Below are 26,313 nucleotides of genomic sequence, written 5' to 3' on the forward strand. Positions count from 1 at the left end.
GCCGCGGATGATAGCGAGAATCCGCTTGAGGGCGTTCAGGCGCTCAGGAAGCTCATGACTTCGGCCCAATCGTTAGTCGACAGGGCGACGTCCTCGAAGTCGCCGGCTTCCTCGTCATAGCGCGAAACACAGTAGCGCTGGCTTCTGCCGGATTCGCGGTCGGCATAGTTGGCGTAGTCGACATACACCTTCAAACTGCGCTCTCCGTTCTCGAAGGAAGGGGCCGCATCGATGTAGCTGGATGCGTCAACATACCCTTCGGGTATGGGCGGCAGGGTTGAAGTGTCAAAGTCGGGAAATTCGCGACGGAGTCGTTCAAGATTCATAATGGAAGAGCATGTGGAAGCTGGAAGCCTGGCATTTTACGTCGTTCAGTAGAAGTCGCCACGATGCCCCCAAATTGCGGTTGGGTCAGCCCTTGCCGAAGAAGGCCAGCAATATGGGCATCACGGCTGCCGTGTAAAACGTGATCCCGATCAGGTTGCAAAGGCCGCAGGTAATCCCGAGCACCAAGGCCGCTTTTTTACGACCCGCCGCTTCGCCTGCGCTTCTTGGCACGATCCGGTATGGATTGGTTTCGCCGGGCGGCGGTGCTTCGTCCTTGGTCCATTCTGGCGGTAGCTGGGGCCGCGGTCGGTACCGCGCGTAGAGCGTCGCCGAAAGAGGCGAAGGCCAGCAGCCAATCCAATACAGGATATTCAACGGATTGATGGGGGGCCACCAATTCCGGGCGCGCAGTTTTGCGACGATTTCCGCCGGAGTGGACAAATATCCCGACAGCGGTCCGGACTCTATCAGCGCACTGACCCAAGTGCGTGAGTCAGGTACCACTTCGACCTCGGGAAGGCTTTCGGGGGAGTCTTCCATGTACCGGCGGATCATTTCCCAAATCTGCTGGCAGCCATCGCGATTGGGCAGCGGGCCTGCGACGGTCATGCGCGACTTCCATTGGTCCGGCTGGTCAGGGTAGTACTCGATAAGCATCATTGCTGCCAACCGTAGCGCGGCCAACTGTTCGAATCACAAAAACTCGCAATACCAATATCCACTTGGATTAATCGGAGTTCTAGCTTCTACAGCCTAGGCGCTGCGCGCCGCCACTACCGAAGCGAGATCCGCCGAAATCGCCGCATTGGCCCGTTCATGCGCCTCGGCCAAGGCCTGAGCGCCGCGCACAGTCCCCTCCACGGAATAAAAACTAACGCTCTTCAAACCGATAGTCTCCAGCACCGCCCGCAAATAAGGCGTCAGGAAATCCGGCTGGCGCGCGAGGTCGCCGGAGAACTGTCCGCCCGAAGAAATAGCGATATATACGGGGCGGTCCGGCAAGCGGCCGATTTTCCCCTGCGGCGTCCCATCGAACGTCACACCGATCCGCACCACATGATCAATCCACGCCTTCAGACCCGACGGCACGGTGTAGTTATGCATGGGCGTGGCGATGACCACGCAGTCCGCCGCCTGCAACTGGCCGATTAATGCCGCCGAGCGGTCGAGAGCGCCGCGTTCGGCTCCGGCCGCCGTCGAAGGCGCACGCCCGCCTAGCGTATCGGCGTAAGCGGCATCGGGATGCGCCAGCGCGGACACATCGCATTCGGTCACCGTGCTGGTGCCATGCGCGGCGCACAGGGTGTCGACCAGATATTGCGACAGGCGGAAGCTTTCCGCTTCCGGGCCACGGGGGCTGCAGCTGATACGCAGGATGTTCATGCGAAGGGTTCCTTCCGGGCTTTGCTTATAAAGGTTGCCGTCATGCTGGCTGACGGGGCGGCAACGGAATAGTAGAAGCCGCATGACATAATCCAAAGAACCATAAAATCGCATATGGACTAGGCCATGAAAGTTTCCCCTTCCCTGCCGCCTGCCGAGACGACGGACGACGCTCATCTATATAGGCAGATCTACGATCGCTTCCGTGGTGCCATCGCGGCGGGTACGGTCAAGCCCGGCGACCGCATCCCCTCGGCGCGGGCGCTGGCCAAGGAAATGGGCGTGGCGCGCGGGACGGTGGAACTGGCTTATTCCTTGTTGGCGGCCGAAGGGTATGTGCAAGCACGCGGACAGGCCGGGACCATCGTGACGCCTGGCCTGCAAATGCGGCCGGCGACGCCGGCCCGGACGGATACGGGCGGCTCGTCATCTTCCCAGGCAGAAGGCCCCGTTCCAGCGCTCGTGTACTCCTGCATCGGTTCGGCAGACGCGCCGATGGACCGCGTAACTCCGTCATCCAGCAACCACATCACATCCGACCGCGTAATTCCGCCCGCCAGCAATCACGTCAGACCGAGTCTCACATCAACAGGCCGCGTCATCGACATGCCGGCAGTGCCGCCCTTCCAAATGGGCCTGCCGGCGCTGGACGCCTTTCCGCGCAAGATCTGGGCGCGTCTTGGCGCACGTCATCTGCGTGCGGCCCAGCCGCCGGACCTTGCCTATCCGGCACCCGGCGGTCTGGCGAGCCTGCGCCAGGCTATCGCCGCCTATCTGCATATGGCGCGCGGCATAGCCTGCGGCCCGGAGCAGGTCTTCGTGACGTCAGGCTACAACGCCAGCATGCAGCTGGCCGTGCATGCCTTGCTGCAAGCGGGCGACCATGCGTGGGTGGAGGATCCGGGTTATCCGCCGACGCGGGCACTGCTCGCTCAACTCGACATCCCTGCAATCCCAGTCCCGGTGGACGAAGACGGGCTGGATGTGGAAAGCGGCATCGCTCTGGACGCCGACGCAAAACTGGCAGTCGTGACGCCGGCACATCAAAGCCCACTAAGCGTTTCCCTGTCGCTGCCACGACGCCAGGCCCTGCTGGAATGGGCGGAGCAGCATTCAGCCTGGATCTTCGAAGACGATTACGACGGCGAATACCGCTACGTGAGCCGGCCCTTGCCTGCATTGAAAAGCCTGGATCGCGGTGGCCGCGTGCTGTATTCCGGCACGTTCAGCAAAGTGATGTTCCCCAGCATCCGCCTGGCGTATCTGGTGGTTCCGCGTGAGTTGTGCGCGCGTTTCGAAGACGTGGCGCGCGTGACCGCCGGGGGCGTGCCCTGGCTCACCCAGGCAGTGACGCAGGCCTTCATGGTCGAAGGCCATTTCGTGCGCCATATCCAGCGGATGCGCCGCCTGTATGCCCAACGCCGCGCGGCCTGCGCCGCGGGTCTGGTACGCATCCTGGGCGACCGCATGCATGTCGAACCGCAGCCCGGCGGCATGCATCTGCTATTGCGGTTGCACGCCGGCCAGAGCGATCACGCACTGGTGGCACGCATGCTGGAACACGGCATGTACGCGCAGACGCTTTCGCAGTGGTACAGCAAGACGCCCGAGAATGGACAAGGCTTGTTGGTAAGCTTCACCAACGTGGAGAGCGAGGCGCAAGCCGAGGCCTTGGCGCGCAAGATCCGGGCGCTGATGCCTTAGGACTGGGTGGAGCGCTCGCCGCCCTCATCCAACAGGAACTCCACCAAAGCCGGCAGCGCCGTATCGATGGCCCGGTTCGGCCGCACGCGCATCACATAACCCCAGGAACCGTTCAACCGCAGGTCCGGCATCAAGGCGACCAGGCGGCCGCTTTCCAAGGCTTCGTCCACCAGCGGCGCACGGCCCAGCGCGATGCCCACGCCCGCGCCCGCCGCCGACACGATGGTGGCCATGCCGCTCAACATCAGCGGGGCCTGCGACTGCTTGTCGCCCAGGCCAAGGCGCACGCGCCACGTATCCCAGTCGGTTTCAGGACTGTCGACGTGACGCTCTTCCAGCCAGCGATGCTCCAGAAAAACGCTGGGGTCATCACGGCGGTCAGGCGGCACCAGGTCCGGGTGGCAGACGGGCACCACGGTTTCGGTCATCAACAGGATGTCGCCGGCCACTGAATCGCGCGGACCGCCCGGCTGGACGTGCAGCAGGGCCATGTCGATGTCCTGCGCCTGCCAGGCCGGCTCCTGGCTGGCATGCAGATGCACCTGGATTTCGATGTCGGGATGCAGTTCGGCGAAGCGGCCGATGCGGGGGGCCAGCCACAGGGCCGCCAGCGATGGGTTGGCCGACAGGTTCAAACGGTGCAGGCGGCGGCCGCGCGCGCGCATGCGGACCTCCCGGCAGGCGCCCTGCAAGAGGGTCAAGGCCTGTTGCACCGATGCCAGCAGGGCGGCGCCCGCTTCGGTCGGCTCAGCGCGCCTTACCGTGCCGCCGCGGCGGAGCAAGGGTGTACCGAGTTCGGCTTCCAGGCCACGCAGTTGATGGCTCACCGCGCTCTTGGTCACATTCAACTCAACCGCCGCACGGCTGAGGCTGCCCAGGCGAGCGACGGCCTCGAAGGCACGCAGGGCGGCCAGTGGCGGAGTGCGAGAAGAAATGTCGTCGGTGAGCGGCATGGAATGGAGGAGTGTCTGGACCAGCATTGGTGAAGGAGATCAAAGGGGGCGAAACCCCTTTTGCCCCACCCTTCGGGCAAGGGTCAAGTTTATCTCAACCCTTGATTGAAAAACTATCGCTTTCGGCGGGCTCATTGTTCGGGGAAGATGCCACCGCATAGAGGGAGCAAAACCATGTATTTCGACTCAAGACTGTGGCGTCTGACCGCCGGCCTGCGCGCCGGCATGACCGGCGGCATCCTGCTGGGCCTGTTGGCCCTGGCGGCGGGCATCGCTCGTTATATCTTCCTGGGCCAGATCCTGGCCCGCGTCTTCGCGGGCGCGCCGGCCGCGGAGTGGATCGCGCCGGCCATCGCCGCGGCCGCCATGGTCGCTTTGCGCGCGCTGCTGGACCACCTGCGCACGGCCATGGCCAACCGCAGCGCGGCTGAAGTGCAGCAGGTCCTGCGCGCACGCCTGTTCGACCGCATCGCCGCGCTGGGCCCCGCCTGGCTGGGCAGCCAGCGCACGGGCGGCGTGATGCTCACCGTGGTGGATGGCGTCGAGCAGCTGCAAACCTTCTTCGGCCAATACCTGCCGCAGTTGGCGATTTCCATCGCCGCGCCCTTCGCCATCTTCGCCGCCATCGCATGGTGGGATGCCCCCACCGCGGCGGTGCTGCTGGCCGCCGCCTTGCTGTCCCTGTTCGGGCCCATGGCCGTACACATGCTGGACCGTCGCGCCAGCCTGGCCCGCACGCGAGCACTCAACGCATTCGGGGAAGACTTCCTGGATGCCGTGCAAGGCCTGCCCACCCTGAAAGCCTTCGGCCAGGGCAAGACCTGGGGCCAGCGTCTTGCCCACAAGGCGCGCGAACTGTCCAACCATACGTTCTGGGTGCTGTCGGTCAGCCTGCTGACGCGCGGCATCAGCGATCTGGGCGTGACCTTGGGCGCGGCGCTGGCGCTGACCCTGGGCGCCTGGCGCGTCAGCCATGGCGACATGAGCGTGGAAGCGCTGCTGATCGTCCTGATGGCCGGCACGGAAATCTTCCGCCCCTTGCGCGACCTGCGCAGCGTCCTGCATCGCGGCATGCTGGGCCAGTCGGCCGCGGCAGGCATCCATGCCCTGATGGACGCCACGCCGGCCGCTTCAGCCACGCCCATCGAGGGTGGCCAGAAGCCGGCGACGATCACGCCGACCATTGAATTTGACGCGGTGGAGTTTTCCTATACTCCGCAGCGACGCGCCCATCACGGCTTGAGCTTCCGCATCAAGGCGGGTGAGCGGGTCGGCGTGGTCGGCCCCAGCGGCGTGGGCAAATCGACGATCGTGCGGCTGCTGCTGCGCGAACATCTGCCGCAAGGCGGCGCGATCCGCATCGGCGGCTACGACATCGCCACCCTGGACGGAGAAACCCTGCGCTCGCAGATCGCCCTGGTCAGCCAGGACATCACCCTGTTCCACGGCACCATCGCCGAGAACCTGCGCCTGGGCCGCCCCGACGCCACCGAAGAACAGCTGCGCGCCGCGGCGCGTGCGGCCAACATCGATGACTTCATCCTGTCGCTGCCAGACGGCTACGCCACGCGCCTGGGCGAACGAGGCATGCAGTTGTCGGGCGGGCAGCGCCAGCGGGTGGCCATCGCCCGGGCCTTGCTGCGCGACGCCCCGATCCTGATCCTGGACGAGGCCCTGTCTTCCGTCGACGTGGAGAACGAGGCCATCATCCAGGAAGCGCTGGACCGCCTGATGGTGGGACGCACGACCATCATCCTGGCGCACCGGCTGGCCAGCGTCATCGGCGCGGACCGATGCCTGGTGCTGGATGGCGGCCGAGTGGTCGAAGAAGGCAAGCATGCCGCGCTGATGGATAAGCGCGGGCTGTACTACGCCTTGATGCACGAGCAGGCCGCGGCGATTGGCGCGCCGGCGAGCGCTGACGTGGCCGGCCTCGCGGTGGCGGACAACACCGCCATCGGTACCGCGGCGAGCGTGAACGCCACGACGCTGCGCGACGGGACACAACTGGAATTGGTCACGTCCACCGGCGAGTCCGCCACGGGCGCGACCGACACGGCTGTGGTCGGCGCCAGCGACGATACGTCGACAAACAGCAGCGACTCCCCCACATCGCCACGCCTGCGCGCTCTGAGCGAAGACGCCTCGCAGGTCGGCTGGCGCGCCGTCATCTCCACCTTGATGTCGGTGGTACGCCCCTGGCGGGGCACCCTCATCGCCACCATCCTGTTGGGCGTGGCGCGCGTGGCAGCGTATATCGGCGTCGGCGTGATCAGCGCGCTGGTGGTCGCCGCTGTCCGCGACGGCCGTCCCACCGGAACCCTGATCGTCGCCCTCCTGGTGGTTGCCCCGCTTGCCGCGCTGTTCCACTGGCTGGAGTCCTGGCTGGCACATGCCATGGCCTATCAACTGCTGGCCGACATGCGCGTGAAGCTCTACGACAAGCTGGAGCGCCTGGCGCCGGCCTATCTGCTGCGGCGCCGCTCCGGTGACCTGGTGGCCCTGGCCACGCAGGACGTCGAAATGATCGAGTACTTCTATGCGCACACCATCGCGCCGGCCATCGTGTCCGTGCTGGTGCCCTTGAGCGTGCTCGGCTTCCTGGCCGTCTACAGCTGGCCCGTGGCTTTGGCGCTGCTGCCCTTCCTGGGTTACGCCATGCTGTCGCCGGTACGCGGCCGCCGCCGGGTCGACGCCTTGGGCGCCAGCGCCCGCCAGGCGCTGGGCGAGATGAGCGCCCACGTCACAGACACCATCCAGGGGCTTGGTGAATTGCAGGCCTTCCAGGCCACCGGCCGCCGTCGTGCGTCCTTCCTGGAAGTCGCGCAAGCCTACGGCAAGCGCCGCCTGGCGATCCTGGCCGACCTGTCGGCGCAGACCGCGTGGTTCGAACTGGCCATGGGCCTGGGCGGCGTGGCGGTCGCGGTCGTCGGCGCCCTGCAAGTGGCGAGCGGCGGCCTGGCGGCCGGCATGTTGCCGCTGCTGGTGCTGATCGCGGTGGCGACCTTCCTGCCGGTGTCCGAGATTTCCCAGGTATCGCGCCAGCTGGCCGATACCGTGGCCGCGGCGCGCCGTCTGCACGTCGTGCATAACGAATCGGAGCCCGTGACGGATGGCCCGCTGCCCGCGCCGGCCTCCCCGCAGGGCTTGTCGATTGCCTTCGACAAGGTGAACTTCGCCTATCCGGACGCGGCCGCGGCGACCTTGCGTGAGCTGACTTTCTCGGTGCCTGCCGGTGCCACGGTGGCCCTGGTCGGTGCCTCCGGCGCCGGCAAGAGCACGGTAGCGAACCTGATGCTGCGTTTCTGGGATCCGCAAAGCGGCAGCGTCAAGCTGGATGGCGTCGATCTGCGCCAGCTGAACCTGGATGCGTTGCGTGAACGGGTGGCGCTGGTATCGCAGGACACCTATCTGTTCAACGACACGCTGGCGGCGAACATCCGCCTGGCGCGTCCGGGCGCCACCGATGCGGAACTGGCCGCGGCCCTGGACCAGGCTGCCCTGACCGACTTCGTGCGCCGTTTGCCGGAGGGTCTGGACACCCGCGTCGGCGAACGGGGCATGCAGCTGTCGGGCGGCCAGCGCCAACGTATCGCCATCGCGCGGGCTTTCCTGAAGAATGCGCCGGTGCTGATCCTGGACGAGGCCACCTCTCACCTGGATACGCTCAGCGAAACGCATGTGCGGCAGGCCCTGGACGCGCTGATGCAGCACCGCACGACGCTGGTCATCGCGCACCGCCTGTCCACCATCCGCGATGCGGACCTGGTACTGCTGCTGGGGCGGGGCGGCCTGCTGGCCAGCGGACGGCCTGACGAAGTGTTGGGCAGAGAGAATCTGTACGCGGGATCAGGGATAAGCTGAGGGCATGAGCTGAAGACATAAGCCAAACCGCGAATTCATTACAATCGCCCCCGTTACGTGGGGCGATTTTTTTGTTTACGTCCCGCTGACAGCAATCCAGACGTATTTCAGGAGCAAGGCGTGGCGCAGTGGGCAATCGGTATCGACATCGGCGGAACTTTCACGGACCTGGTCGCGCAGGACCATGACAGCGGCAAACAATACAGCCTGAAGGTATTGACCACGCACGGCGACCCCACACGGGCGGTAATCGACGGCGTGGGCCGCCTGATGCAAAGCTCGGCCATCGCGCCGGCCGATGTAAAGCGCGTCGTACACGCCACGACGCTGTTCACCAATGCCTTGATCGAACGGCGCGGCGCGCGCACCGGCATGCTGCTGACGCGCGGCTTCATGGACATCATCGAGATGGGCAACGAGCGCAAGTACGATCTGTACGACTTGCAGCTCGACCGCGCCGCCCCGCTGGCGCCGCGCGACCTGCGTGGTGAAGTGGGTGGCCGTCTGGATGCCACCGGCGCCGAACTCGAAGCGCTGGACATCGACGATGCGCTGCGCACGGTGGACCGCCTGGTCGACGCCGGCATCGAGTCGCTGGCCATCTGCCTGCTGCACGCTTACTTGAACGACGATCACGAACGCCGTCTGGCCGACGCTATCGCTCTAAAGCATCCGGGACTGGCGCTGACGCTCTCCTCGGAGACGGCGCCCGTGATCCGCGAATACGAACGCATGTCGACCACCCTGGCCAATGCCTACATCAAGCCGATGGCGCAACAGTATCTGCGCACGCTCGCGACCGGCTTGGGCGAACTGGGCCTGGATACCGACGTGCTGATGATGCTGTCCAACGGCGGCCTGGCGCATCTGGACGATGCCCGAGCGCAGCCCATCGCATTGCTGGAATCGGGGCCCGCAGCGGGGGCGATTTCCGCCGCCCATCACTGCCTGCGTGAAGGCCAGCGCGACCTGCTGGCCTTCGACATGGGCGGCACCACGGCCAAGCTGTGCCTGGTGGAGGATGCGCGCCCCGCCATCGCCTTCGGCTTCGAAGCGGCGCGCCGCAAGCGCTTCGCGGAAGGCAGCGGCATGCCTATCAACATCACCACGGTGGACTTGATCGAGATCGGCGCGGGCGGCGGCAGCATCGCGCATCGCGACGAACTGGGCCTGCTCAAGGCGGGCCCGCGCAGCGCGGGTTCGGAGCCGGGCCCCATGTGCTACGGCCGGGGCGGCGACGCGCCGACGGTGACGGACGCCAACCTGACTCTGGGCTATCTGAACGCGGGCTATTTCGCGGGTGGCACGCTGACCATCGATGCGGCATTGGCCGAACAAGGCTACGAGAAGCTGGCGCGCGAACTGGATCACGACCGCACGGCCGTCGCCTGGGGCGTGCATGACATCGTCGCCGAGAACATGGCAGCGGCCGCGCGCGTCCACGTGGCCGAGCGCGGCCGCGATCCGCGCCATTTCATTCTTGTCGCGACTGGTGGCGGCGGACCGCTGCATGCCTATTACGTGGCGCGCAAGATCGGCGTGCGCACCATCATCTGCCCGCCCGAGGCGGGTGTGGCGTCGGCCTTCGGCCTGCTGGTGGCGCCGGCGCGCGCGGATCGCTCGCGCACGGTCAGCTTCAAGCCCGCCACCGATCCCATCGAAAAAATCGAGCAGGCGTATGCGGCATTGGAAGAGGCCGCCAGCGCATCGCTGCAATCGCTAACGGATACCTTCGGCCCCATCGCCCTGAAGCGCCGCGCCGATGGCCGTTTCATCGGCCAGGGTTTCAACCTGACGGTGGACCTGCCCGCGGGTCCCTATCGCTATGACGATGCCGCCAGCGAGGATGCCTGGCGCGCCGCGCTGGATCAGTCTTTCCGCAGCGAGTACCAACGCAAGTTCGGCCGCACGCCGCCGGACGTGCCGATCGAGCTGGTCAACCTGCGCGCCACCGCCGAAGCGCCGCCCCGTCAGCCTTTCGAACCTGCGCCCCTGACGGCCGGCGCGACGCCGACGCCGCAAGCGCAACGGCCGGTGTATTTCCATGAGGAACGGCGTTATTTCGACACGCCGATCTACCGGCGTGAGCAGTTGTCGCCTGGCTTCACCGCTCATGGGCCGCTGTTGATCGAAGAGCCGAGCACGACCTTGGTGGTGGGACCGCTGGCCCAGGTCACGATGAGCGTCAATGGCAACCTGGTGGTGAAGATAGACGAAGCGCCGGGGAATGATGCATCGAAGGATGACGCATCGAAATCAGCGGGCCACGGTGACGTAGCAGCAGTCGCGAGCGCGGTGCCTCAGCGTTCGTCGGTCAGCGCCAAGGTGGCCCCCGCCGCCGATCCCATCTTCCTGGAAGTCTTCTGGACCCGTGTACGTTCCGTGGTCAGCGAGGCGGCCAAGCTGATCGTCCGCACGTCCTTTTCCACGCTGTCGTCCGAGGCCAATGACTTCGCGGTGGTGATGACCGACTCGCGCGGCCAGACCCTGGCGGAGAACGCCGGCGCCATCCCGTCCTTCATCGGCACCCTGGGCAAGACGGTGCGCGCCACCATCGCGCGCTTCCCGCTGGACGGCATGCGTGACGGCGATGTGTACGTCACGAACAATCCCTGGATCGGCACGGGTCACTTGAACGACGTGTGCCTGGTCAAGCCTATCTTCCACGCTGGCCGCGTCATCGGTTTCGCGGCCACCGCGGGGCACGTGCCCGACATCGGCGGCAAGATCCGCTCGGTGGACGCGCGCGAGCTGTACGAGGAAGGCTTCCACATGCCGCTGATGCACTTCCTGCGCGCAGGCGAGCCTGACGAGACCCTGCTGACGCTGTTGCGCACCAACGTGCGCACGCCGGAGCAAACCACTGGCGACATCTGGTGCCATGTGGGCGCGACCGAACTCATCGCTGGCCGCGTGGCCACGCTGCTGGCCGAATACGGCCTGGACGGCGTCGACGATCTGGCCGATGCGTTGTTCGACCGTAGCGAGCAGGCCATGAGCAAGGCGATTGCCGCCTTGCCGGAAGGCGTCTATGAGTACGGCATGCAGACCGATGGTTTCGCCGAGCCCTTCCGCTTCCAGGTGGCGGTGCGGGTGGCCGGCGGTGAGATCGAATGCGACTTCGCTGGCTCGTCCCCGCAACAGCCGCGCGCGATCAACTGCGTGCTGGCGTATACGGAGGCGATGACGCAGTACGCCATCAAGAGCCTGCTGGCGCCGGAGCTGCCCAATAACCACGGCCTGTTCCGGCCTGTGCGTACCTTGGCGCCGTCAGGTTCGATTCTGAATCCGGTGACGCCGGCGCCGGTGGGTGGGCGGTCCTGCACCGGGCACTATGTACCGACCGTGGTGTTCGGCGCGCTGTACGCGGCCTTGCCTGGCCGGGTGATGGCTGGAGTGGGGTCGCCGGTGTGGATCACCAACATGAGCGGCGTGCGCGCCAATGGCAAGCCCTTTGCCACGGTGTTGTTCTACAACGGCGGCATGGGTGCGACTGCGGGCAAGGACGGCGCCAACGTGATGTCCTGGCCCAGCAATATTTCGCCGACGCCCATCGAGGTGGCCGAGCGCGATTCTCCCCTGCTGTTCCGCTACAAGAAGCTGGTCGCGGGTTCGGGGGGCGAAGGTGCCTGGCGCGGCGGGTTGGGTGAGGAGGTTTGCTACGTCAACCGCCATCCGACGCCTTTGGCCGTGGTGTTCCTGACCGAACGGATTCGCATCGCGGCGCCTGGGTTGGCGGGGGGTGGCGACGGGGCACCTGGAGCCGTGTTGATCAACGGCGTGGCGATCGATTCGCGGACGCCCCAGGTGCTGCAGCCTGGCGATGAGGTGACCTTGCGGACGCCGGGAGGCGGTGGCTACGGCCTGCCGGCCGACCGCGATGCCGCTGCTGTGGCGGTGGACGCCCGATTGGGCTACACCGGCGCGTAGGCGGTTTTGTCGGAGAGTGCTGCGCGCGCTGCTGGGGCTTCCAGTGGCCCGCCCTGCGGTAAGCCGGGGCAGCCAAAGACAAGCCCCCCCAAAACCGATATCAAATGGGGGTGGCTCTGCCACCCCCAAAATCCTTCCTCGCCAATGGTTGCTGGCCCCGGCCTCCAAAACCCGCCCTATATTTCATATGCTTATAACTGCGAGCGATGACATAATTAATTACCATATGCGGCACTGCACCAACTAGCCATTACCCGGCTCCGCTCCGGGGGGATCTCTACCATGACGCCTATCCGCAAACTCCTCACCACCGCCGTCGCCGCGGCCACCCTCGCCTTCAGCGCCGCCGCCACCGCAGCCTTCCCCGACAAGCCCGTCACCCTGGTGGTCGGCTTCTCCGCCGGCAGCAGCATCGACATGGTGGCCCGCACCGTGGCCAGCAAGCTGTCGCAGAAGATCGGCCAATCCGTCATCGTGGAAAACCGCAACGGCGCGGGTGGCAACATCGCCGCCGATTACGTGTCGCGCAGCAAGGCCGACGGCTACACCCTGCTGGTGGTCGCCAACAGCATCGCCATCGCCCCGGCGCTGTACCCCGATCTGAAGTTCGATACGCAGAAGGATCTGCGCGCCGTCGCCTACGTCGGCATCGGCCCGGTCATCCTGAAGGTCAACAAGCAGCGCGGCTTCAAGACCCTGGCCGATCTGGTGACCTACGCCAAAGCCCATCCCGGCGCGTTGAACTACGGTTCGTCCGGCATCGGCGGCACGCCGCACATGGCCACCGTGCTGTTTGATGAAGTCGCCGGCATCTCGATGACCCACATTCCCTACAAGGGCGGCGCCGATGCATTGAGCGCGCTGCTGGGCGGCCAGGTCGATGTGCTGCTGAACCCTTTGCTGGGCGATGCTGCCAACGACCGCGTCCAGCCGCTGGCCATCTCCGGCGAAAAGCGGTCGCCGTTGTCGCCAGACGTTCCCACCTTCGGTGAGGCGGGTTATCCCAAGTACGACCTGGGCGTGTACTACGGCCTGATGGCCCCGGCTGGCGTGCCGGCCGATGTGGTCGCCAAGGTCAACGCGGCCGTCAACGAAACCTTGGCCGATCCGGCCATCGTCGAAGCACTGACCACCCGCAGCGGCATCGTCCTCAAACGCGAGACCCCGCAGGAGTTCCAGCAGTTCATCGACAAGGACATCGCGCTGTGGAAGGACGTGGTCAACCGCAATCGCGCGGCTATTGAGAAGTAATCGTCGGAATATTTTGTTGTCTCGTCACCAAAGCGCGCGACAAAACAAAAAAACTGTGTATAATCTTTTTCTCGCCGCTTTTCGAAGCGGCGAATTTATCGAAGCAGTTCCAACGAACTGTCGATGATAAATATGCGGGAGTAGCTCAGTTGGTAGAGCGCAACCTTGCCAAGGTTGAGGTCGCGAGTTCGAGACTCGTCTCCCGCTCCAAATTCCAAGAAGGCCGAAAGACTATGTCTTTCGGCCTTTTTTATTACCCGCAGATCCCTACAACGTAGGCTGCGGAATCGGCGTGTCGTTCGGGAGCGAGCCCGATATACGATCCGGGCAATCCGAAATTCCCCACTTCGTCACCACGCCCTTCTCGATCATGAATTTCTCGGAGCAGACGTGATAAGCGGACATGGGGCCCCAGATGTCTTCGTACGAAACGATTTTCGCCCCGCTTTCCAGCGTGTAGCTCTTCTTGGGTGGCCCCCACTTGGAAATCAATTGCTCCTCCGTCCGGCCGACCCACACCGCATTCGCGTCGTTATAGGTTTTATGCCGGCTACCCGTCAGCGAGCTCCATTGTGCGGCAGTACATCCCGCGAGTAGCGTCGGCAAAATAACAAGCAATGCTAAGTTTTTCATTCCTGGCCAGAGCCCCACAGTTAGACGATTGAACTTAAGTGCGTCAGCGCGGCAGATCCTCACTTGGACTAAAGCGCGCTTCCGTTTACCCCGTCGCAGGCCACTCGGCGAAGCTGGCCCCTATTATTTTTGCGTCACTGTACCAGAAACCTTACAACCGACTGTCACAGTCTGAAACTCCAGGGCCGGCCGCGTTGTCATCACGCTATTTACTTGCTTTGAGCCACGTCCCCAGCGATCTTCCTGGCCGCCAAGGTCATGGTGAAAAATTCGCCGCGTTTGTCAGCCGGAACGGCGTCAAGTTGGGTACGGCCATACTCGGTAGCGTCCCCCTGCTCGAATCGGGGGTAATACCCTTTCCAGAAATACCGCTCCGCCGCGCCGGCCGCGAATACTTTTCCCGCTGGCAGTCCGGCGACGAAGCGCGTATCAGCCATATCCGTCCGCGCGCGCACGGCAACACGCGCTTCGGTAATTGTCCAATGGCATACCTCACGCCCGTAATAATCCTCGTCGATCAGCATGTCGGCATACACGGTGCCCACATACTCGGTGGCTGATATACGGGAAAGGCGGAAGGGCTCGTGGGTGGATATCGACGGCACGTGGCCAGACAAGGCGCTGGTCTTGCCGCAACGGGCGGCGTTGCTGACGTCGAACTGCGCGGTGCCCTCCACTACCGTGAACGGCGATTTACCGTCGGCCGCGCTCTGAAGGTCCAATGCATTCCCAAGTGTCAGGCGTATCTCAAAGGCTTGCGCCGGAGCGGGATTCAACTTGCGTAGCGCCGGCGCAGGCATGGGTGTCCCCGAAGTAGCGTCAGCCTTGGGCGGCGTATCAGCATGGCTGGCCCCGCAGATGGCTACGGCGAGAAAAACCAACGCCGGCAATACCCGCCGCAAGCCCGGCACCGGGATATCTTCAAAAACACGCGTCAATTCACTGTTTCCTTTGATAGTTCAACTCAACCCGGCGTCAGCCGGGAGACGTCAAGACCACGAATATAAAGGCATCCGCGCAGCATCAGCTCTGCCATCGCAGATCGTTCGCTGCCCATAACCACCCGTTATCCCCGGCTCCTGCCGCAAGACCCTTTTTCCCTTTCCATTCAAGGCATTGCGAAAAAAACAAGCGATCACCGAAAGTCCCCCGCCTAATGGTATTCCCTTGGCTGTGCCCCCGATCTGCTTGGATCAAACTGGCGCCCTGACCTTCCACGGCGCACGCCAGCAAAAGCGTCCCATCTCAAATCTTCGATACCCCCAGATCACCATGACCCGCATCCTTCGCGCAGCAGCCGCCCAGTTGGGCCCCATCCAGCGGGCCGATTCCCGTCCCGCCACCCTCAAGCGCCTGATCGCCCTGCTCGAAGAAGCCGCTGGCAAGGGTGCCCAGTTGGTGGTCTTCCCCGAACTGGCCCTGACCACCTTCTTCCCCCGCTGGCTGCTTGAGCCGGCCGAACTGGAGGGCTACTACGAGGCCTCCATGCCCAATCCCAACGTGGCGCCGCTGTTCGACCGCGCGCGCGAACTGGGCGTGGGCTTCTACCTGGGCTACGCGGAAAAGACACCCGAAGGCCTGCACTACAACAGCGCGATCACGGTCGGGCCCGACGGCAAGATCATCGCCAAATACCGCAAGGTGCACCTGCCGGGTTCGGTCGAGCCGCGCCCCGGCGCCAAGGTCCACCAGCTGGAAAAACGCTACTTCCTCTACGGCGACCTGGGCTTCGAAGCTTTCTACGGTCCCGACTCCTGGGGCGCGCCGGTCACCGGCATGCTGATATGCAATGACCGCCGCTGGCCCGAAGGCTGGCGCAGCTATGGCCTGCAAGGCACCGAGCTGATGCTGATCGGCTACAACTCGGCCGCCTACGATCCCAACGGCGGCAGCTCCGAAGATCAGGCGCTGCGCACCTTCCATTCGATGCTGGCCACCCAGGGCAACGCCTACATGAACTCGACCTGGGCCATCAGCACCGCCAAGGCCGGCGTCGAAGACGGCTTCGGCCTGATCGGTTCGAGCTGCATCGTCGACCCCAACGGCGTCGTCGTGGCACAAGCGCAAACCTTGGAAGACGAAGTGATCGTGGCGGACTGCGATCTCGACGCCTGCAAGCAGGGCAAGGAGAAGATGTTCAACTTCGCCAACCATCGGCGTCCGCAGCACTACCAACGTCTGGTCGACCAGGTCGGCGCGGAACTGCCGCCCAAGCCCTGACCGCTTGCCGCGCGGCACGTCCGCCCGAAAGTCGGAGATAATCGCTGTGCCGGCCCCCTGCCGGCACCGCTTTTTTCCAGACGACCAAGCACCAGGACACCGATGCCGGATCGCTCCAAGCCCCTGCCCGGCGCACCCTTGAACCTGCGCCAGATCGAAGTCTTCCACGCCATCATGGTCACGGGCTCGATCAGCGAGGCCGGGCGCCTGCTGCACGTTTCCCAACCCGCCATCAGCCGGGCGCTGGCCACCATCGAGCAACGGGTGGGTTTCGTGCTGTTCGAGCGGATCAAGGGCCGGCTGCACCCGACCAAGGAAGCCTCGCAGATCTTCCTGGCGACGGAATCCATCCACTCGGAAGTCTCGCAGCTGAACGACATGATCAGCACGCTGGCCACTCAAGGCAACGGCCTGCTGCGCATCGCATCGACCCCCAGCTTCGCTGAGTGGCTGGTGCCCGAGGCCGTCGGCCTCTTCATCAAGCGCTACCCCGACGCACGGGTCAAATACCGCCCCCAGAGCATGGACGCGCTGCTGCCTCAGTTGCTGCTGGGACAGGTGGACGTGGCGATCTCGACGGTCGATCCCGACCACCCCAACCTGCAGACCCAGTCGCTGCCGCTGGGCCAGATCGTCTGCGTGCTGCCACGCCGGCACCCCCTGGCCAACGAGCCGGTCCTGCGGGCCGACATGCTGGCTGGAGAAACCCTCATCGGCTACGGCTCCGACACGCCGCTGGGGACGCGGGTGCAGTCCTTCTGGAACAGTGTCGACATGGCGCCCAAGATCGAAGTGCGCTCGCCGCAGACGGCTTGCGCTTTCGTGCGCGCCGGCGTGGGCGTCGCCCTGATCGACACCTACGGCGTCACGGCCAGCCTGGCGGCCGAGACGTGCATCAAGCCGATCGCCCCAAAGGTGGAACTCAAGGTGCACATCTCGCACAACCGCACGCAGCCCATCGGCCCCTTGGGCAAGGCCTTCGTGCGCATCTTCGAAAGCATCCTCAAGACACGCTACGAATCCCTGGAAACCCAGCTGGCCCAGGCCGATCGCACGCCATGACTATTTGTGGCGCGGTCATGCACGCGCGTTATGGCCTGCACCGGCGCGCCCTGCCTGCCAGCATGATTTCTGTTTGAAAACAGGCGCTTGCAGGCAAGTCGCAAGAATGGCGACAGGCCGGGATTGGTAGTTTCCCATAGTGATTCCGCCTGCGGGGACGCGCATCATGGGCCACAAGCACTCCCCTCCCCGGGGATCCGCACCTGCCCTCAGCCCCCGCCACTCCCATGCAGACCTTCGATCTCACCATCCACAATGGCCGTATCGTCACGGACGCCGACGAGTTCGACGCCGACATCGGCATACGCGACGGCAAGATCGCGGCGATCGCTCCCTCGCTGCCCCAAGGCACCCGCCACATCGACGCCGCGGGGCGCCTGGTCATGCCGGGCGGCATCGACAGCCATTGCCATATCGAACAGCTGTCCAGCATGGGCGTGATGTGCGCCGACGACTGGTACAGCGCCAGTGTCTCGGCCGCCTTCGGTGGCAACACCACCATCGTGCCCTTCGCTGCCCAGCACCGCGGCGACTCGCTCAAGGACATCGCCGAGCGCTACGCCGCGTCGGCCGCCGCCAAGTCGGTGATCGACTACAGCTACCACCTGATCATCACCGACCCGACGCCGCAAACGCTTAACGAAGAACTGCCCGCCCTCATCCGCGCCGGCATCACGTCCTTCAAGGTCTTCATGACCTACGACAAGATGAAGCTCGACGACAAGCAGCTGCTGGACGTGTTCGCCGTGGCCGCGCGCGAGGGCGCGCTGCCCATGGTGCACGCCGAAAACAATGACGTCATCGCCTGGATCGCGCGCCATCTGCTGGCCGCCGGCTACACCGCGCCCAAGTACCACGCGGTGGCCCACGACCCCAACGCCGAAGACGAAGCCACCCAGCGCGCCATCCGCCTGGCCGCGGTACTGGAAGTCCCCGTGTTGATCGTCCACGTCTCCACCCAGGGCGGCGCCCAGGCCGTGCATGCGGCACGCGCCGTCGGTGCGCCGGTGTTCGGCGAGACCTGCCCTCACTACCTGCTGCTCACCGCTGACGACCTGGACCTGCCCTCGACCGAGGGCGCCAAGTTCTGCTGCAGCCCGCCGCCCCGCGATCCGGCGTCGCAGGAAGCCCTGTGGCAAAGCCTGCAAAGCGGCGGCCTGACCTTGCTGTCGTCCGATCATGCGCCCTACCGCTACGACGAGACCGGCAAGATTCCCTACGGCGACAAGACCACTTTCAAGCAGATGGCCAACGGCATGCCGGGCCTGGAAACGCGCATGCCGCTGTTGTTCTCCGAAGGGGTGGGCAAGGGCCGCCTCAGCTTGCAGCAATTCGTCGCGCTGAGCTCGACCAATCATGCGCGCATGTACGGCATGTACCCGCGCAAGGGCGCGTTGGCGGAAGGCTCGGACGCCGACATCGCAATCTGGGATCCGAGCAAGACCGTGCGCATCACCTGGGAAGGACTGCACGACGCGGTCGGCTATACCCCCTATGAAGGCCGCGAAGTCAAAGGTTGGCCCACCACCGTCATCAGCCGCGGCGAAGTGATCGTCGACGATGGCAAGCTGGACGCCGAACGCGGCCGCGGCGCCTTCATCGCGCGGGGCCAACCCGGCCCCCTGGCGGAGCCGCGCGAGCCCAGCCCGCGCGCGGCCTTCCTGCGCAAGATCTTCCCTGACACCACGGCCAGCGCCTGACGGCTCAGCCCCCCGTCCCCGCACTGTAGATACGCGTAGTAAACCGCCAAGGATTCCGCCATGAGCGCCAGCACGCCCGACACCCGTCCCCGCATCCTCGTCATCAACCCCAATTCACTGACGGCCATGACGGGCGCCATCGCCGACGCCGTGTCGGTGTTCGCGGCGCTGCCCGTGCGCATCGACTGCCTGACCGCGCACGACGGCCCGCCGGGCATCGAAAGCCAGCTCGATTCCGACCTTGCCGTCGGCCCGCTCTTCAAGCTCGCCAAGGAACATGCCGCCGACACCGCCGCGCTGGTCATCGCCTGCTTCAGCGATCCCGGGCTGTGGGCGCTGCGCGAGCACTTTCCCTTCCCCGTTCTGGGCATCGGCGAAGCCGGTATGCTGACCGCCATGGCCACGCGCACGCGCATCGGCGTGATCGCCGCCACTCGTCAGTCGCTGCCGCGCCATTACCGTTACTTCGCGCAGATGGGACTGGAGCAACGCGTGGTGGGAGAACGCGGACTGGACCTGCACCTGACCGACCTGGAAGACGAGGAAAGCACCTTCAAGCGGCTGGTGGAAGTGGCGTGCACCCTGCGCGACCAAGACGGCGCCGACGTGTTGGTCATGGGCTGCGCCGGTTTCGGCCGCCAGCGCGCGCGTCTGGAGCAGGCCTGCGGCCTGCCGGTAATCGAACCCTCACAGGCCGCTGTGGGCATGGCCATCGGCAAGATCTTCGCCAACGCTCAGGCTTCAGCGTAAAGATGCGAGAACGCACGGGCGATACCAAGCAAAGCGCTGTCCTCGCCATGCGCCGCCGCGATTTGTATGCCCACCGGTAGCGCCATATCCGGCCACTGCGCGGGAATGGTCACCGCGCACTGATCGTAGACATTGACCGGCCGCGCCTGCACCGATACCCGGGCGTTGAAGCGCAAGACAGCCTCCACGCTATTCAGGGAAGACAGGCTCGGCGCCAGGCATGGCGTAGCCGGCGCGATCCAGCCGTGCAATCCATTCAGCGCCCTGCGCGCCCCTTCGGCGAGCCTGGCTCGCAGATCCAGCAACGCATCGGCACGCCCCTGTGTCATCGACATGGCTGGCCGCAGCCGCGCCTGTACCACCGGATCGAGCTGATCGTAATAGCGCTTGAGCAAGCCCTTACCCAGGAATTGGCATAGCTGGTAAGGCACCAGTTCGGCGTAGATTTCGCCTATCCGGTCCAGGCCGGGCAAGTCGATGGGCGTCAGCGTCACACCCGCGCGCAGCAGGCAGGACAGCACCCGGCGCCACGCATGGTCGACCGGACGGTCAAGGTCGGCGTTCAAGGTGTCGCACACGCCCAGGCGCAGTTGCGACAGCGTGGCGATGACGGGCGCGGCGCCCGTCATCGCACGCAAGGCCAGTTCGGCCAGCCCGATGTCCTGCGCCAGCACGCCAACGCTATCCAGCAAGGGAGATAAAGGATAGACGCCATCGCAGGAAACCAGCGACGGCGAGGACTTATAGCCCACCACGCCGCACAAGGCGGCCGGTATGCGTACCGAGCCGCCGGTGTCGGTACCCAGCGCCAGCGGCACCAGCCTGCCGCCCACCGCACTGGCCGAACCGGCGCTGGAACCGCCTGTCGCCGCGGCCTCCGCATAGGGCAGCGGATTGCGCGGCATCACATGGCTCACGTTGTAGTTGCCCAGCGCAAACTCGGTGGTGCGCGTCGTGCCGATCAGCAAGGCGCCCTCGGCCTGCAAGGCGGCTGACGCCGGCCCGGATCCGCGCGCCTCGACTGCGACCGGCAGGCGTGTGCCGGGCCGTGTCGGCATGGGCGGCGCGGAGAAGAGCGACTTGACCGCATACGGTATGCCTTCGAGCAGGCCGGGCCGGCCATGCGCCCCGGGGCGTACCGCGCCATTGGCGGCCACCGCGGACGCCTGGTCAAGATGATCGAAGGCGCAAAGGCGGGCGTCGCCGGCGGCTGCATGCGCCACGGCATCGCATATCCGGACGTTGCGTTCCAGAAGGCTCAGCCGCCAGGCGCAGGTAGAAGGCGTCGGGGCCCGGCTTGCGAAAGGAAAAGCCGGTTCAGGCCGCCAGCTGAACATCGGCGGGCAGCGCTTTGTAGTGTGCCGCGATGTCGCGCGGCAGCGTCACCCAGACGTCCGGATGGTTCACGATGTGCCGCAGCGCCTCACGCAGGCGGCGGGCGCGAAAAGGCTGGCCCATGATGAAGGAATGCAGCGAAATCGCGCAAACCAGCGGCGTGTCCCGCGCCCGATCCAGCATCTCCTCGAAGTTGTCGATGATCATCTCGGAGTACTCGGCCGCGGTGTTGCGCCGGTACACCACCGCCGGCTGGTCGTTGAGTTCGATTGGATAAGGCACCGAGAGAATGCGACGATCCCCTGCCCTGACCCAGAACGGCTGCTCGTCGCAGATGCCCCAGTCCAGCGTGTAGTCATAGCCCGCCTCGGCCAGCAGATCCGTGGTGTTCAAGCTGGGCGTGAGATAAGGGCTCAACCAGCCGGCCGGCTTGACGCCGTCAGCGCGCGTCATGAAGTCCGTGACTTCCTGCACCATGGCGCGTTCCGTCTCGATCGGCATCTCGATCTGGCGCTCGGCGTTCGAGCGGCCGTGCGCGATCAGTTCGTCGCCGCGCGCGCGGTGCGCGGCGATAAGCGCTGGGCAATGCTCATAGTTGGCCGAATTGGCGATCACCCCCACAGGCATGCGCAGTTCGTCGAACATTTCGATCAGGCGCCAGCCGCCAATCCGGTTGCCATAGTCGCGCCATAGCCAGCTACGCTGGCTCCACGGCAGCGTCTGGCGGTCCAGGTCGACACCGCACTGCACGCCATAGGGGAAATGTTCGATGTTGACGGCCACATAGAGCGCCAGCTTCTTGCCTTGCGGCCATGAAAACTTGGGGCGGGCGGGCAGGTCGGAATGGGGAAAACGACCGTGGGAATCCAGCATGATTTCAGTCTCCGATACAGCCCCGCCAGACGTGGCCGGGCCGGCCGGGCCACGTCTGCGGTCCGGCCGTAATAAAAGTGATGGAAAGGACCGGCGGATGAAGCAAAGGGTGCTACCCGCCTGAAGGCGGCCGAGGCAGGATCAGCTGCCGGGCACCACCCCTGGCGGCAGCCCGGCGCAGTACTTTGCAATCTCCCCGGGCGTGGTCAGCCAGAACTTGTCGCGCGACTTGAATATGTGATCGAGCACGCGGCGGAAGGCACGCAGCCGATACGGCTGGCCAATGATGAAAGGATGCAGCGCGATGCTGAACACCAAAGGATGCTTGGCCGATTCCGCGAGCATTTCATCGAACTGGTCGATCAGCATGTCGCAGAACTCGCGGGCGCCATGGCGGCGGAACACCATCGCCGGCGAATCATTCAGCTCGATTGGATAGGGCACGGACAGAATGGGCCCCGAGCGCGTGCTCATCCAGAAAGGCTGATCGTCGGCGGGCCACTCCATCACGTAGTCATAGCCGGCCTCCTTGAGCAGGTCGAGCGTGGAAGTCGACTCCGCCAGGTAGGGACCCAGCCAACCCTTGGGCTGCGTGCCGGAAAGACGGGTGACGACGTCGGTGCACTGGCGGATAAGGTGTTCTTCGTCCTCTTCCCACAAACCGTCCTGGCGTTCGGCGTTGGAACGGCCATGACCGATGAGTTCATCCTTGCGTGCCACCAGCCGTTCCAGTATTTGCGGACATTCCTCCAGCACCACGGAATTGACGTTGTGCGCGCCCGGGATGCCGTACTCATCGAGCAGGTCGAGGTAGCGCCAGAGGCCCACACGGTTGCCGTAATCGCGCCAGGCATAGTTGCGCTGGTTCTGTTTGGTCAGACCGTCGGCACTGTCCGAGCCCAGGCCCGCGCGGAAGGCGAAGTACTCGATGTTGTTGCACAGAAACACCGCCAGTCGCTTGCCTTCGGGCCAGCTATAGTCGGGACGATCGACGATCGGACTGTATTCGTATCGATTGTGCTGCGGTAGCTTCATGTCATGCTCTCCGGATTTCGTAAGCCTTACCTGACTTCCCGCTCGGACATATTGCTGACCCAGCGCACGGCCGGCCACAGAAGCACCAGATAGATCAGTGCGCACAAGATCAGCGGAGCCGGGCTGTACAACAGTGATTGCGCATTGCGCGCCATGCCGAGCAAATCCTGCAGGCCCACCACGCTGGCAATGGCCGTCATCTTGATGACCAGCAGGCTGTTGCTGCAAAGTTCGGGGTTGGTGCTGCGGAAGGCCTGCGGCAGCACGATGCAGCGCAGCGTCTGCGTCGCGCTCATGCCGGTCGAACGCGAGGCTTCGATCTGGCCCTGGGGCACTGCCTCGATGCCAGCCCGCAGGATTTCGCCGTAGTAGCACGCCGTGCTCAAGGTGAAACTCAGGGCGATGATGCCCCAGTTGCTCCACTCCATTCCCCAGAAATGGATCAGGAAAGAAATGAAGATCAACAGCACCAGCGGCGGCAGCGCGCGGAAAAGGTCGATATAGATGGTGAGCGCGATACGCAAGCCGCGCGACGTGCGCTGTGTCACGCCGAGTGCGATAAGCAGGCCGAAGGACAGGCCCAGCGCGATGGTGAACAACGACAGCCGGAATGTCATCCACAGTCCCTTGCCCATCAGCGGCAGGACCTGACGGAAGATGTCCAGGTTGAAGAAGGCATCCAGCATTCCGTCTTGCATGGTTATTTCCTCCAGCTCCAGGCCCTCTCCAGGTAGCGGCTACCCATCACCACCGGCAGGAAAATAGCGAGATAAAGCACCACGGCGACGGACAACGTCGATGGATTGCCTGAGTTCGAAGACGCCGATTCGGACACGCCCAGGATTTCGGTTAAGCCGATGACGGAGCCAAGCGCCGTCTCCTTGGTGATGGCGGCGATCTTGCCCGTGATCGGGCCGATCATCATCCGCACGGCCTGCGGCAACACCACGTAGAGCATGGTCTTGAGCCACGACATCCCGGTCGACCGCGCCGCTTCCACCTGTCCTTTAGGCACACTGAGGATGCCCACCCAGACACACTCCTCGATGAACGCCGCCAGGATGAGCGTTAGCGTGATCCAGGTCGAAGCAAAAGGCGATAGCGTCAATCCCAGGTAAGGCGCGCAAAAGAACACCACGATCAGGTAGACCATGGGGGGAATGGTGCGCCAGACGTCCACGTAGATGACGATCAGCGCGGAGAGCAAGCGGCTGCCGGCAGCGCGCGCCACCGCCAGGACGGCCCCCAGGACCAGCCCGCCGACCACGATAAGAATGGACAGCACGATCGTGATGCCCAGGCTCTCCAGGATGTCGGGCAGGTAGCGGTGGATGACTTCCCAGTTCAGGAAGACATCGACGATGCTGGAATCCATGCTCAGCGTCCCTTGGTGTACCGGCCCACGAACTCTCGGGTACGGGCATGCGTCGGGGTTTCGAAAATCTGCCGGGGCGGGCCGTCCTCGACCACGACGCCCCCTTCCATGAAAATCACCCGATCCGCCGCTTCGTGGGCAAAGCCCATTTCATGCGTCACGACCAGCATGGTGATGCCCAGATCCTTGAGGCTCTTCATCACCTCGAGCACGCTGCCGACCAGCTCGGGATCAAGCGCGCTGGTCGGTTCGTCGAGCAGCAGCACCTTGGGATCGAGCGCGATGGCGCGCGCGATCCCCACGCGCTGCTGCTGGCCGCCGGACAGCTCGCCCGGCCGGGCCATCAGCTTGTCGGCCAGGCCGACCTTGGTCAGCGCGTCGACGGCCTTGTCGTTGGCGTCCTTGCGCGACATTTTCTTGACGTGCCGCAGCGCCAGCGACACGTTTTCGATGACGCGTAGATGAGGATAAAGATTGAACGACTGGAACACCATGCCGATCTTCTGGCGCAGGCGGTTCAGGTCGACATCCTCACGCGTGATTTCCTCTCCGTCGATCAGGACCTGGCCCTCCTGCACGCTTTCGAGCCGGTTGCAGCAGCGCAGCAGACTGCTCTTGCCCGATCCCGACGGACCTATGATGCACACCAGCTCGCCGGCGCTGACCGCAAGATCGACGCCCTTGAGAATCTGGTTGGCGCCGTAGCTTTTTTGCAGATTGACGATTTCAAGCACAGGGTAGGCCATGCCGCTTCCTCTCGACCGCTGTTGTGTTGCCTCAGGGTTGCGTGCCGAGGGCTTGCCTGGCACGCGGTCGAACGAGGACTATTTGCTGCAGGTCAACGTCACGGGCGTCGCGTCATATCCAGGCAGTCCCGGAATGCCCGTGCCGTCGACAGCCTTGGCCGGCAGGTCGTCGGCGGCGGGCTTGTAGCCCATCCACTTCACGACCAGGGCAGAGACCACGCCTTTCTGCTTGAGGCATTTCAGCGCGTTCGAGAATTTCGTGCGGGTGGCGGCGTCATCCTTGCGAAAAGCCATCGCGACCACGTTGCCGGAATCGATGCTGAAGGAAGCCGGGGTCAACAACGGGTTCTGCTTGGATGCCCAGCGAATCACCGGCATGGTGGCCATATTGGCGTAGGCACGGCCCGAGATCACCGCCTGCACGGCGTCGGCATTGGTGCCGAAGGACTGGAAGGTATACCCGTACTCCTGCTGATGCGCCTGCAGCCAGCGCTCCATCGGATTGCCCTTGTTGACGGTGATGACCTTGCCGCGCAGGTCAGCCGCGGTCTTGATGTCGGCGGTGCCTTTTTTCTGCACGAACGCGTAGATCGATTTCAGGTAGCCTTCGGTGAAGATGAAGCTTTGAGCCAACTCGGGCGTGACGGTCATCGGCGCGGCGATGTAGTCGTACTTCTTCGACATCAGCCCCGGCACGATGGCGTTCCATTCCACACCGTCGATCGTGATTTTTTCACCCAACTCCTTGCTCATGGCGTTCGTCAGGTCGATGTTGAAGCCGATGAGATCGCCTGACAGATCACGCATCGCGTGGGGCGAATACGTGGCATCGACGGCGGTGCGATATTCCGCATGAGCGGCGCTGCCCAGCGTCAAGGCGGACAACAGGACCGGACCGAATACGGCAAAAAACCCTACACGCATTTTGCTACTCCTCTCTGGTGCGGAAAAAAGCCGGCGATCTGGCCGACGCGGATGGCAAGCGCAACCGCAGCATGAGGGCATGCTGTGTTCCCCTTGATAGATGAGGGTTTTCCCTCTATTTCTTGCTAATGCCGTCAACTTCGGAGAAATCCCAGGCATTACGCATGGAGGGCAGTGTGGCAAATCTCCCCCGCAGCGCACAAACGATTTATCCTAGGGGCAGACTCAGTTTCCCTCATGGCTCTCAA

21 protein-coding genes and 1 tRNA gene are annotated in these 26,313 nt (G+C 64.5%); 9 read left to right on the forward strand and 13 right to left on the reverse strand.

Going from position 1 to position 26,313, the window contains the following annotated elements:
- Positions 1–35: 35 nt before the first annotated feature.
- The 3 genes from ASB57_RS17210 to ASB57_RS17220 form a co-directional block, all read right to left on the reverse strand.
- Entirely contained in the window at positions 36–326 is a 291-nt protein-coding gene (locus tag ASB57_RS17210; protein WP_057653330.1) for a hypothetical protein, read from the reverse strand.
- 85 nt (positions 327–411) lie between these two features.
- The gene (locus tag ASB57_RS17215; RefSeq protein ID WP_057653331.1) at positions 412–987 is read right to left on the reverse strand and encodes a hypothetical protein; all 576 of its coding nucleotides are present in this window, start codon (positions 985–987) and stop codon (positions 412–414) included.
- A 93-nt stretch (positions 988–1,080) separates the two neighbouring features.
- Entirely contained in the window at positions 1,081–1,824 is a 744-nt protein-coding gene (locus tag ASB57_RS17220) for an FMN-dependent NADH-azoreductase (RefSeq protein ID WP_369822705.1), read from the reverse strand.
- 12 nt (positions 1,825–1,836) lie between these two features.
- On the opposite strand from ASB57_RS17220, the gene ASB57_RS17225 reads away from it, so the two are divergent.
- On the forward strand, positions 1,837–3,414 hold the full coding sequence (locus ASB57_RS17225) for a PLP-dependent aminotransferase family protein (protein ID WP_057653333.1): 1,578 nt from the start codon (positions 1,837–1,839) through the stop codon (positions 3,412–3,414).
- On the opposite strand, the gene ASB57_RS17230 is transcribed toward ASB57_RS17225, so the two are convergent.
- The gene (locus ASB57_RS17230; RefSeq protein ID WP_057656223.1) at positions 3,411–4,367 is read right to left on the reverse strand and encodes a LysR substrate-binding domain-containing protein; all 957 of its coding nucleotides are present in this window, start codon (positions 4,365–4,367) and stop codon (positions 3,411–3,413) included. The genes ASB57_RS17225 and ASB57_RS17230 overlap by 4 nt on opposite strands.
- A 174-nt stretch (positions 4,368–4,541) precedes the next feature.
- On the opposite strand from ASB57_RS17230, the gene ASB57_RS17235 reads away from it, so the two are divergent.
- From ASB57_RS17235 to ASB57_RS17250, 4 genes are all read left to right on the forward strand, one after another.
- Positions 4,542–8,231, forward strand: coding sequence for an ABC transporter ATP-binding protein (locus ASB57_RS17235; protein ID WP_057653334.1), 3,690 nt, complete (start codon positions 4,542–4,544; stop codon positions 8,229–8,231).
- A 120-nt stretch (positions 8,232–8,351) separates the two neighbouring features.
- Positions 8,352–12,161, forward strand: coding sequence for a hydantoinase B/oxoprolinase family protein (locus ASB57_RS31610; RefSeq protein ID WP_057653335.1), 3,810 nt, complete (start codon positions 8,352–8,354; stop codon positions 12,159–12,161).
- Positions 12,162–12,443: 282 nt separating this feature from the next.
- Positions 12,444–13,412, forward strand: a complete 969-nt coding sequence (locus ASB57_RS17245; protein WP_057653336.1) for a tripartite tricarboxylate transporter substrate binding protein — start codon at positions 12,444–12,446, stop codon at positions 13,410–13,412.
- Between the two features lie 134 nt (positions 13,413–13,546).
- Positions 13,547–13,622, forward strand: a tRNA-Gly gene (locus ASB57_RS17250).
- Between the two features lie 57 nt (positions 13,623–13,679).
- On the opposite strand, the gene ASB57_RS17255 is transcribed toward ASB57_RS17250, so the two are convergent.
- Positions 13,680–14,045, reverse strand: a complete 366-nt coding sequence (locus ASB57_RS17255) for a hypothetical protein (protein WP_231755177.1) — start codon at positions 14,043–14,045, stop codon at positions 13,680–13,682.
- Between the two features lie 209 nt (positions 14,046–14,254).
- Positions 14,255–14,845 carry a hypothetical protein gene (locus ASB57_RS17260; RefSeq protein ID WP_231755178.1) on the reverse strand — a complete coding sequence of 197 codons (591 nt, stop codon included), beginning with the start codon at positions 14,843–14,845 and terminating at the stop codon, positions 14,255–14,257.
- A 472-nt stretch (positions 14,846–15,317) separates the two neighbouring features.
- Here ASB57_RS17260 and ASB57_RS17265 point away from each other — a divergent pair, with 472 nt between their 5' ends.
- The 4 genes from ASB57_RS17265 to ASB57_RS17280 all read left to right on the forward strand — a co-directional run bounded on the left by ASB57_RS17265 (position 15,318) and on the right by ASB57_RS17280 (position 19,777).
- On the forward strand, positions 15,318–16,265 hold the full coding sequence (locus ASB57_RS17265) for an N-carbamoyl-D-amino-acid hydrolase (protein ID WP_057653338.1): 948 nt from the start codon (positions 15,318–15,320) through the stop codon (positions 16,263–16,265).
- Between the two features lie 102 nt (positions 16,266–16,367).
- On the forward strand, positions 16,368–17,327 hold the full coding sequence (locus ASB57_RS17270; RefSeq protein ID WP_057653339.1) for a LysR family transcriptional regulator: 960 nt from the start codon (positions 16,368–16,370) through the stop codon (positions 17,325–17,327).
- A 227-nt stretch (positions 17,328–17,554) separates the two neighbouring features.
- Complete coding sequence (gene hydA / locus ASB57_RS17275) at positions 17,555–19,027, forward strand: dihydropyrimidinase (protein ID WP_057653340.1); 1,473 nt, start codon at positions 17,555–17,557, stop codon at positions 19,025–19,027.
- A 60-nt stretch (positions 19,028–19,087) separates the two neighbouring features.
- On the forward strand, positions 19,088–19,777 hold the full coding sequence (locus ASB57_RS17280; RefSeq protein ID WP_057653341.1) for an aspartate/glutamate racemase family protein: 690 nt from the start codon (positions 19,088–19,090) through the stop codon (positions 19,775–19,777).
- On the opposite strand, the gene ASB57_RS17285 is transcribed toward ASB57_RS17280, so the two are convergent.
- The 7 genes from ASB57_RS17285 to ASB57_RS17315 all read right to left on the reverse strand — a co-directional run bounded on the left by ASB57_RS17285 (position 19,762) and on the right by ASB57_RS17315 (position 26,065).
- Positions 19,762–21,000, reverse strand: coding sequence for an amidase (locus ASB57_RS17285; RefSeq protein ID WP_197424746.1), 1,239 nt, complete (start codon positions 20,998–21,000; stop codon positions 19,762–19,764). The genes ASB57_RS17280 and ASB57_RS17285 overlap by 16 nt on opposite strands.
- A gap of 94 nt (positions 21,001–21,094) precedes the next feature.
- Positions 21,095–21,985 (reverse strand): polysaccharide deacetylase family protein, encoded by an 891-nt coding sequence (locus ASB57_RS17290; RefSeq protein WP_057653343.1) that lies wholly within the window; start codon positions 21,983–21,985, stop codon positions 21,095–21,097.
- Positions 21,986–22,126: 141 nt separating this feature from the next.
- Positions 22,127–23,020, reverse strand: a complete 894-nt coding sequence (locus tag ASB57_RS17295; RefSeq protein WP_057653344.1) for a polysaccharide deacetylase family protein — start codon at positions 23,018–23,020, stop codon at positions 22,127–22,129.
- Positions 23,021–23,046: 26 nt separating this feature from the next.
- Complete coding sequence (locus ASB57_RS17300; RefSeq protein ID WP_057653345.1) at positions 23,047–23,718, reverse strand: amino acid ABC transporter permease; 672 nt, start codon at positions 23,716–23,718, stop codon at positions 23,047–23,049.
- A 2-nt stretch (positions 23,719–23,720) separates the two neighbouring features.
- Complete coding sequence (locus ASB57_RS17305; RefSeq protein ID WP_057653346.1) at positions 23,721–24,395, reverse strand: amino acid ABC transporter permease; 675 nt, start codon at positions 24,393–24,395, stop codon at positions 23,721–23,723.
- Positions 24,396–24,397: 2 nt separating this feature from the next.
- Positions 24,398–25,141 carry an amino acid ABC transporter ATP-binding protein gene (locus tag ASB57_RS17310; RefSeq protein ID WP_057653347.1) on the reverse strand — a complete coding sequence of 248 codons (744 nt, stop codon included), beginning with the start codon at positions 25,139–25,141 and terminating at the stop codon, positions 24,398–24,400.
- A gap of 78 nt (positions 25,142–25,219) precedes the next feature.
- On the reverse strand, positions 25,220–26,065 hold the full coding sequence (locus tag ASB57_RS17315) for a transporter substrate-binding domain-containing protein (protein ID WP_057653348.1): 846 nt from the start codon (positions 26,063–26,065) through the stop codon (positions 25,220–25,222).
- Between the last annotated feature and the right edge of the window lie 248 nt (positions 26,066–26,313).

The organism is Bordetella sp. N, assembly GCF_001433395.1.
Lineage (GTDB): Bacteria > Pseudomonadota > Gammaproteobacteria > Burkholderiales > Burkholderiaceae_B > Bordetella_C.